This window comes from Microbacterium sp. P2_F9 (genome assembly GCF_056403635.1).
The window spans coordinates 20,345-27,381 of the sequence record NZ_JBFUFC010000031.1; the positions used below are offsets into that span (position 1 = coordinate 20,345).

The following is a 7,037-nucleotide window of genomic DNA, read 5'->3' on the forward strand; positions in this document are numbered from 1 at the left end:
CGTCAGTGGCGGCCTTTGTAGAATGGGCCGCCGGGGCGCTCTGCCCGCCGCATGGCCGTGCCTGCGGCCACAACACGAAAGCACGCAGCCCCATGGATCTTCTCATCGTCGGCTCCGGATTCTTCGGCCTCACGATCGCCGAACGGGCCGCGGCATCCGGCCGCAAAGTCACGGTCATCGACCGCCGCCACCACATCGGCGGAAACGCCTACAGCGAGAACGAGCCGAATACGGGCATCGAGGTGCATCGGTACGGGGCCCACCTGTTCCACACGTCGAACCCGACCGTGTGGGAGTACGTCAATCGCTTCACGACGTTCACGGACTACGTCCACCGCGTCTACACGAACCACAAAGGCGTCGTGTTCCCGCTGCCGATCAACCTCGGCACGATCAACCAGTTCTTCCATGCCGCGCATTCGCCCGGCCAGGCGCGCGCGCTGATCCACGAGCTCGCGGGCGAGTTCGATGTGAAGGATGCCGCCAATCTCGAGGAGAAGGGCATCGCGCTGATCGGGCGGCCGCTCTACGAGGCGTTCATCCGCGACTACACGGCCAAGCAGTGGCAGACCGATCCGAAGGAGCTGCCTGCCGAGGTCATCAGCCGTCTGCCCGTGCGCTACACGTACGACAACCGTTATTTCAATGACACGTGGGAGGGGCTGCCGACCGACGGTTACACCGCGTGGCTCGAGCGGATGGCCGACCACGCGAACATCGAGGTCAGGCTCTCGACAGACTTCTTCGACGACGCGCAGCCGTTCAACAAGAAGGATGTCGTCGGGCAATTGCCGATCGTCTATACCGGCCCCGTCGACCGCTACTTCGACTACGCGGAGGGCGCGCTTTCGTGGCGCACCATCGACTTGGAGCAGGAGGTGCTCCCGATCGGCGACTTCCAGGGGACCTCGGTCATGAACTATGCGGATGCCGACGTGCCGTACACGCGGATCCATGAGTTCCGTCACTTCCATCCTGAACGGGCCGACCGCTATCCGACGGACCAGACGGTCATCATGCGGGAGTTCTCGCGTTTCGCATCGCGCGATGACGAGCCCTACTATCCGGTCAACACACCGGAGGACCGCGCAGGCGTGCTCGCCTATCGCGAACTCGCCAAGGGCGAGAAGGATGTCTACTTCGGAGGGCGTCTCGGCACCTATCAGTACCTGGACATGCACATGGCCATCGGCGCCGCGCTGTCGATGTGGAACAACAGCCTCGAATGACGGCTGGCCTGCCGACGCGGTCTGAGGATCCCAGCGCCTCGCTCGGCGCGTCCCGCGTCAGCGACTTCCAGAGCTAGCTCGACGCCGGCTCAGGCACGGTGCCATCGAGCAGCGGCAGGATTCCCTCGACGGTCTGCTTCATGGTGCGGGTCTGGACGGCCAGCTCGTACCACTCGCGGCTGCGATGACGGAGCTCTTCGCCTCCTTCAAGAGCTGCGACGATCGCGCCGCCGAGGTCTTCGGCGGATGTCGAGGCCGCGACGAAGCCGTTGACCCCTGTGGTGATCAGCTCTGTCGCCGCATTGTTCTCGTCGGCGACCAGCACGACGGGGGTGCCCCATGCTGCCGCCTCGACGACGACGAGCCCGTACCCTTCTCGGCGAGACGGGTTCGCCAGGCATGCCGCGTGAGCCATGAGTCCGCGCAGCTCGTCTTCATCAACGAAGCCGGGCAGTCGAACCCATTCGCGCCCGCCGACGGCGTCCACGACCGAGGAAGTGCTCGAACCCCGGCCGAGTATCACCAGCTCGAGGTTCGGGATGGTCCGCCTGACCAGCTCCACGGCTGCGGGAAGCGACTCGATGCGCTTGTCCGCGATGTGTCGACCGGCGTAGAGCACATAGGGAGGATCTGCCGCAAGCGAGAGTTCACCCGGATTGCTGATTCCGTCGATCAGGCCGGGGCTCACCGCGAGCACCCGTCGATACCCTTCCCCCCGAAGCCGCCCCGCGGTCAGCTGCGCGTGGCAGGTCGCCTGCGGAGTGATCGCGATCGCCGCCCACTGGAGGAACCAGGCGATGAATCCGGTGATCCGGCCGGCGTAGTCGATCCACTTCGCCCGGTCCCAGACCTCGAGGTAGTCGACGACTACCCGCGTCCCCGACCCGGCCAGCGCAGCGCGCGCGGCGAAGACGTTGAGCACGGGCGTGGAGCTCACTACCACGGCGCCGTAGTGGCGTCGCTTGCGAACGAGCGTCGAGAACAGCCCCCACGCGTACTGAAGCGCCGCCTGCCATCGCCTGACTCCGGCGCGGTCGTACAGGCTGAGTGGACCGCAGACCGGGACGAGCCGGAAGTTCTGCGGATCGCCCTCTTCGCTGGTCTGGTCCGAGGTCAGATACTCGACGTTGCGGCCAACGCGTGCCAACTCCTCCGCTAGTGCGCGGTAGTAGCGCTCGCCGCCGCCCTTCGAATGCGGGTAGATCAGGTCGAACGCAACCGCGACCGTCGACGCCCGACTTCGATTTGATGACACCACGTTCGGTCCTCCTCCGGACACCAGCCCACCATGCTAGTCGACGCCCACGCAGGGTCCTCGACCAGCTCGCCCCGTAAGATTCGCGATCAGGAGAGGGTTACGCGCCCCCTGCCCCGTCATTGGGAGATGGACATGAGCAACGAAGCGAACCAGAGCGACGGGGCATACGTCGCGTGGAAAGGATGGGGTGCTGGATTCGGCGCTCTGTCGCGCGGGGACACGCAGTACTTCGCGACGGAACTTCGCGAAGTGATCCGCGGCGGAAATGTCCGCCGCGTGCTCGAAGTCGGATATGGCAACGGAGTGTTCCTCGCCTACGCGAAGTCTCAGGGATGGTCTGTAACGGGGATCGAGCTCCAGCCCGAACTCGTCGCCATGGCGATCGAGGCCGGCTTCGACGCCCGGCCGGCGGAAGAGGTGGAGAGCCTTCCGGACGCCGAGTACGACCTCATCGTCGCGTTCGACGTGTTCGAGCATATTCCTCCCGACATGAGCATCGATTACTTGCGAAATCTCGCGCGGAAATTGAACTCGGCCGCCCGCATCGTGCTTCGCTTTCCGAACGCAGACTCATGGATAGGCAACCCCTTTCAGAACGGGGACTTGACACACGTCAATGCGATCGGTGCCCTGAAGATGGGCCAGTACGCGGTCGAATGCGGGCTTGAAGTCGAGAGCTTTCGCGCCGAGACGCGGCGCGGTTTCGAGACCTCGTTTCTGCACGGTGGCTACAAGTACACCGCCGGCGTCCTCGCCAAGCTCATCGGGGGAGTGGTGAAGTTGATCTACTTCCCCACCTTGCCTGTCGTGATGTCGACGCCCAATGTCGTGTGCGTGCTGCGACGGGCGGGGGCGACGTCCTGACCTTCACAACGATCTTCGAGGCCGCGGGCCGCCCGGCTCGTCGTCTTTGGCAACCACCCAGGCTGAGCCCGGTAAGCTCGGCAGGATGTCTGGTTCTCTCGAGTCTGCCGCGCAGCAACGGTACGAACGACTGGCCGATCTGAAGCTGAGGTCGGTGGGTGCCCGCGGGGGACTGAAGCCCCGGGACGTCATCGGGTCGCTGCGTGACGTCCTCGGCCAGCGGGAGATGCTCGACCTGCTCATCAGGCGCGATCTGAAGGCGAAGTACAAGGACTCGACGCTGGGATTCTTCTGGTCTCTCGCCCGTCCGCTTCTGCAGTTGGCGATCTATTTCGTGGTCGTCGGACAGTTTCTTTCGGCGGCGAGGGGCATCCCCGACTTCGCGGTCTACATCTTTTCCGGACTCGTGGCGATGGGGCTTTTCACGGAGATCCTCACCGGGGCGACCGGCTCCATCCTCGCGAACGCCGGATTGGTGAAGAAGGTCTACCTGCCACGCGAGGTGTTCCCGCTCGCCAGCGCCGGTTCCGCCCTCTTCAACTTCGGTGTGCAGCTCGTCGTGCTGATGGGCGCGACGTTTCTGGTCGGCAAACCGCCCTTCCATGCCGAGGTCCTCTACGTGATCCCGGCAACTCTGGTGCTCCTGGTTTACGGACTCTCGCTGGGTATCTTCTTCTCCGCGGTGAACGTGTACCTGCGAGACATCGGGTATCTCGTCGAGGTCGGAACGATGCTCCTGTTCTGGGCGAGTCCGGTCGTCTACTCCTGGGGAATGGTCCAGAGCATCCTCGGCGACACAATCTGGCTCGATCTCTATACGAACAACCCACTGACGTTGGCCGTACTGGGTTTCCAGCGCGCCTTCTGGGTCGCTGGGGAGAACGCGGCCCAGCCCACCGAGCTCCTGTTGCGGCTCACCATCGCGTTCCTCATCGGCGTCGTCCTCCTCTTTCTCGGCCACCGGGCCTTCCTGCGGATGCAGGGCAATTTCGCTCAGGAGATCTGATGTCGACTGCAGAGCACGTTTCGCCGAACCCCGAGGTCGTACGCATTCGCAACGTGTCCAAGCGATTCACGATCCGCAAGGACACGTCCATCAAGGAGCGGATCGTCACGCTCGGGCGCGCAGGCCGCGCGCATCGTCGGGATTTCTGGGCACTGAGGGACGTGAGTCTCGACATCCATGCCGGAAGCACGATCGGCCTCATCGGGCACAACGGCTCCGGCAAGAGCACGTTGCTGAAGGTCATCGGCGGAATCATCCAGCCGACGTCGGGCACCGTTGAAGGGCGCGGGCGCCTCGCGGCGCTGCTGGAGCTGGGCGCAGGCTTCCACCCCGACCTCACGGGCCGTGAGAACGTCTACCTCAACGCCGCGGTCCTCGGGCTCAGCCGAGAAGAGACGGACGAGAAGTACAACGAGATCGTCGCATTTTCGGAAATCGGCGATTTCATCGACAGCCAGGTCAAGTTCTATTCGTCCGGTATGTACGTCCGTCTGGCGTTCGCCGTCGCCGTCCACACCGACCCCGACGTCTTGCTCGTCGATGAGGTGCTCGCGGTCGGCGACGAGGCATTCCAGCGCAAATGCATGGACAAGATCAGATCGTTCCAGGCCGAGGGACGCACGATCATCCTCGTCACCCACTCCATGGGCCAGATCGCAGAGCTGTGCGATTGGGCGGTCCTGCTCGACCGCGGGCGGGTGGTCGCCGAGGGGGAGCCGAACGATGTCATCCCGTTGTTCCGTGACACGCTCGAGGTGCGCCGGCAGGAGCACCTGGGGCAGAACGCCGATCCGCAGACGGAGCCGGCGCCGCAGTCGCGCATCGTCGCGGTCGAGGCCAGGTCTGCCAGCCGCGGTCAGGGCGAATCGGTGGAGCTGGGCGACGACCTCGAGCTGGACATGGTCCTCGACAGCCCGGAGCCCCTGCCCGGCTGGATCTGCGCGGTGCAGATCGACGACACACACGGGCAGAAGGTGTACGGCACGGCGACGAATATCGCCGGGACCGTGCTCGAGCCGCTCGTCGGGACGACCCATGTGTCGTTGCGAATCGTCGCACCGCAGTTCGGCACAGGGAAGTACTTCGTCAATGTGTCCCTGCTCGACGAGTACGGCCGACATCTCCACGACCGACCGCAGGCGGTCTCGTTCAATGTCGTCGCGCCGCCCAACGCGACGGGCTCGATCTGGGCGGCTTCGCAGTTCACCGCCGAATCGCGCTGATCACGCAGTCGTACGATCGCTATTCGGCTCGACCCACCGCTCTGCCCGCGACGGCGGTCCGCACCTGACTGGCGAAGAGACGGCTGATTCGGGTCGGCTCGTGCGCGCGGGCTGCCTTGAGAGCCTCGGCGCTGGGATCTCCCGTCGCAAACGTGCGAAGACCGTCGAGCACACCCGCCGACAGCTCTTGTCCGGCGGGAACCATGTGCACCCAGCTCGCGTCCGCGAGCCCGCGCGAGGCTTCACTGTCGCTCATGATCACGGGCAGCCCGAAGTCCGCGGCCAACATGAGCACGGCTGAGTTGAGCCCGGCGCGATAGGGAAGAAGCATCGCATCCGCAGCGCGCATCCACCATTGGATTTCGGCGTCGGGCACGTATCCGATGTGCAGGTCGACCCCAGCGGCGTCCGCGACGATCGCCCGCAACGCGGCCTCGTCGTAGCCGGGGCCGATCTCGCCTGAGATGAGCAGTCGCGTGTCGGGGAGGTGACCCAGAACCTCCGGCATGGCGGCGACGGCCTCCTCGATCCCCTTGTAGGGCCGCAGCGTGCCCAGGAGCAGCAGCACCCGCTCGGAGGGGGCAATTCCCCATCGACCGCGAGCCTGCGCACGCGTGACGTCATCGGGATAGGTTCCGCGATAGCTGGGATGCGGCAGTTCGACGACCTTCTCGGCAGGAAGGCGATACCACGGAAGCACCGCACGACGAGTGCCGGGATTGATGATCGTGATCAGGTCGGTCTTCTCGGCGAGGGCGCGACAGAGGAGCACCTCGGGGAGGAGGTGACGCGCGTCGTGCGGCAGCACGTTGTGCACCGTCCAGATCGTCGTGACCCCCGCGCCGTTCAGCTCATCCAGTGTCGTGATCGCCCGTGCGACCCGGGCCGATGCGTCGCCGATCGAGCCGACCTGGGAGACGGGTGCCGTCCAGTTGATGTGCAGCGCGACCTCGTCGCCGCGGGCATGCGCGGCACGCACCCAGGAGCTATCCTCGAGCGACTGCACCGGCAGGATCGTGACGCCGTCGGCACGCAGCTCGGAGTAGATCAGCTCCTGCCATGGGTTATTCGGGTAATAGGGAAAGACCCCCAGCGTGAGCGATCCCTGGGTGGGGGTCATCGTCGCCACTTCAGTCGGCCGCGCACTCCTCGCGTGGCCCGCCCGAATCCATCCGCCCACCGCACCGCGCATCGGCTCTGCAACCGCTCGAGTTCGGCGGCCAGAGCAAGGCGCCGACGTTCGGAGTCGTCCAACATGTTCAGGGCTTCACGCAGATCGCTCTCGGCGCCGACGTAGAGCCGCTCGAATGCCCGGCTGAGGGTTGYGGTGTCCACGGCATCCGTGTCGAGTTCGGGTCGACCGGTGCCGGGGGTTTCAGGCACGGAATCTCCAGTCATCGGTCCGCATCACCGAAGTCTAGTCAAGGTGCGCTCAGGCGCTCCAAGACCCATCCGCC

General features: G+C 65.2%; 7 protein-coding genes. 4 read left to right on the plus strand and 3 right to left on the minus strand.

Annotation, left to right across the window (positions count from 1 at the left end):
• The first annotated feature begins 92 nt into the window (after positions 1-92).
• Positions 93-1,229 (plus strand): UDP-galactopyranose mutase, encoded by a 1,137-nt coding sequence (gene glf, locus AC1DVT_RS05350; RefSeq protein ID WP_477387154.1) that lies wholly within the window; start codon positions 93-95, stop codon positions 1,227-1,229.
• 73 nt (positions 1,230-1,302) lie between these two features.
• Here glf and AC1DVT_RS05355 read toward each other — a convergent pair whose 3' ends face one another.
• The gene (locus AC1DVT_RS05355) at positions 1,303-2,487 is read right to left on the minus strand and encodes a glycosyltransferase family 4 protein (RefSeq protein ID WP_477387156.1); all 1,185 of its coding nucleotides are present in this window, start codon (positions 2,485-2,487) and stop codon (positions 1,303-1,305) included.
• Positions 2,488-2,619: 132 nt separating this feature from the next.
• On the opposite strand from AC1DVT_RS05355, the gene AC1DVT_RS05360 reads away from it, so the two are divergent.
• From AC1DVT_RS05360 to AC1DVT_RS05370, 3 genes are all read left to right on the plus strand, one after another.
• Entirely contained in the window at positions 2,620-3,351 is a 732-nt protein-coding gene (locus AC1DVT_RS05360) for a class I SAM-dependent methyltransferase (RefSeq protein WP_477387158.1), read from the plus strand.
• A gap of 85 nt (positions 3,352-3,436) precedes the next feature.
• Positions 3,437-4,357: an ABC transporter permease gene (locus AC1DVT_RS05365; RefSeq protein ID WP_477387160.1), complete on the plus strand. Its 921-nt coding sequence runs from the start codon at positions 3,437-3,439 to the stop codon at positions 4,355-4,357.
• The gene (locus tag AC1DVT_RS05370; protein ID WP_477387162.1) at positions 4,357-5,580 is read left to right on the plus strand and encodes an ABC transporter ATP-binding protein; all 1,224 of its coding nucleotides are present in this window, start codon (positions 4,357-4,359) and stop codon (positions 5,578-5,580) included. Before AC1DVT_RS05365 ends, AC1DVT_RS05370 begins: the two co-directional genes overlap by 1 nt.
• A gap of 19 nt (positions 5,581-5,599) precedes the next feature.
• Here AC1DVT_RS05370 and AC1DVT_RS05375 read toward each other — a convergent pair whose 3' ends face one another.
• Together AC1DVT_RS05375 and AC1DVT_RS05380 are read right to left on the minus strand one after the other, a co-directional pair.
• A complete protein-coding gene (locus AC1DVT_RS05375; protein WP_477387165.1) occupies positions 5,600-6,700 on the minus strand; it encodes a glycosyltransferase in 1,101 nt (366 codons plus the stop codon).
• Positions 6,697-6,963, minus strand: coding sequence for a hypothetical protein (locus AC1DVT_RS05380; protein WP_477387167.1), 267 nt, complete (start codon positions 6,961-6,963; stop codon positions 6,697-6,699). Before AC1DVT_RS05380 ends, AC1DVT_RS05375 begins: the two co-directional genes overlap by 4 nt.
• Positions 6,964-7,037: the final 74 nt, after the last annotated feature.